The organism is Gilliamella sp. Fer4-1, assembly GCF_001690515.1.
Taxonomy (GTDB): Bacteria; Pseudomonadota; Gammaproteobacteria; order Enterobacterales; family Orbaceae; genus Gilliamella; species Gilliamella apicola_C.
Genome location: NZ_LZGZ01000084.1, coordinates 1 through 562 on the forward strand (window position 1 = coordinate 1; position 562 = coordinate 562).

1 protein-coding gene is annotated in these 562 nt (G+C 34.0%); it reads right to left on the minus strand.

Translation table 11 applies throughout. The annotated features are described in order from the left end of the window. Nucleotides 1-49: 49 nt before the first annotated feature. Nucleotides 50-562: YdcF family protein (locus A9G30_RS03260; RefSeq protein ID WP_065588046.1), on the minus strand; the 513-nt coding region annotated here is incomplete at its 5' end.

The following is a 562-nucleotide window of genomic DNA, read 5'->3' on the forward strand; positions in this document are numbered from 1 at the left end:
TAAAAGAATCAAAAGATTTGATAAGTTGTTAAAAACTACTATACCTAATTTAATTTTTAGGGTGATCAAATAACCAAGAATTAGCCAAAGCAAGTGGTTCTCTTATCATCGCAATATATTTATCAAAATTAGAAAAGCTCAAGGGCGCTGACAATCCAGATACATCATTAAATCCTGAGCGTTTAGCCAGCATTACTGAACGTAATAAATGAAAATCATTAGTTACAACTATCGTTTTCCCTAATGGTAAAATGCGATTAGCATACACGAATTGTTGCGCAGTTCGGGTTGATTTATCTTCAATATAGATTCGTGAAGCATCTATTCCTTTATTCACTAAGTAATTAAACATCACACTGGCTTCACTTGCTGATTCATCTTTACCTTGTCCACCACAAACAACGACTTTAGTTTGAAGATTATTTTGTAAGTAAGTAGCAGCAATATCTAAACGAATTTGTAAAGTTAAAGGCGCTGTAGCTGGCGTGCCGACAACTTGAGATCCTAACACAACCATAGTTTCAGCATTATCAACGGGCTTTTGTTGTGCATAAATAAAAAT